Annotated in this window: 1 protein-coding gene; it reads right to left on the reverse strand. The window is 37.6% G+C overall.

Translation table 11 applies throughout. From position 1 onward, the window contains the following. Positions 1-166 precede the first annotated feature (166 nt). On the reverse strand, positions 167-874 hold the full coding sequence (locus Q0852_RS23645) for a DUF4145 domain-containing protein (RefSeq protein ID WP_299022893.1): 708 nt from the start codon (positions 872-874) through the stop codon (positions 167-169). Positions 875-972 lie beyond the last annotated feature (98 nt).

A 972-nucleotide genomic window follows, 5' to 3' on the forward strand; every position in this document is an offset into this window, starting at 1 on the left:
GCTTGGTAGCCGCTAAGCTTGACCCACAGACCTTTAAGCGAAAGCCACGTTACCTGTGCTTTTAAGCCATAACGCCTACAATAAGGTGTGCCAACACTGAACTAACCAAGCACACCGAACTTCAAACCAAAACTGCCGAGTGTAATGCATCACCTTGATTGTTTTGTTATGTTTTTATTTTGAGTGCATCAAGTTTATTTTGTAACTCTACTGTCATTGTTGCACAAGATCCTGCGTATATCATTTGTAAGAGGAAATCTAAATCATTTATATATTTGAAATAATGAGAGTGTTCTAACTCATACAATTTTTTTAGATTGTCACTGAGTTTCTCATCATCTAGAGTTAATTTCCATGTGTGTGCTGTGGCATTTCTAATATGACGAATATAATCACACCGTGACTTTTGGTGATCACTGATTAATTTATACTTATATGCGGCAGAAATTTTATTATTGAGTGTGTTAATTTTTAGCTTTATATTAGGGTTAGCTTTTTTATATACCAACAGTAGAGCCTTTAAAGAATCATCTAACATCGCCCCCCATAAAATAGCCACACTCCGAAATGATTTCTTTGAATTTTCAGAATTCACTTCTTTAATAAATGAACTTAGTTCCGTAACAGGTTGATGAAGTTCAAAATCACCATATGACTCAGAATATTCATTGGGGATATAAGGCAGAATTTCACCAAAATCTCCATTGACACACCTTCGCCATATACCTCTTCCATGCTCTTCGCAATCATAGGCATACGCTATAAATTCGTGTTCTCCTTGCATATGGTTGAATCTAACCAAGCAGCTAACACGTGTTCCATCTTCACTGGCCCACCTAGGACACCGAACTGATTCTGCTTTAATTTTCAACATTGTGATGAATTACCTTAAAAAAACATAACGCCTGCGATAAGGTGTGCCCCACTAAACCAGCAAAGCGCACCGAACTTCGTACCAAAACCGCCGAGTGT

It is taken from the genome of uncultured Photobacterium sp., from assembly GCF_947502415.1.
Lineage (GTDB): Bacteria > Pseudomonadota > Gammaproteobacteria > Enterobacterales > Vibrionaceae > Photobacterium.

Coding starts and splice junctions, on each gene's coding strand:
- Q0852_RS23645 (WP_299022893.1), bottom strand. CDS start 874: ATGTTGAAAATTAAAGCAGAATCAGTTCGGTGTCCTAGGTGGGCCAGT.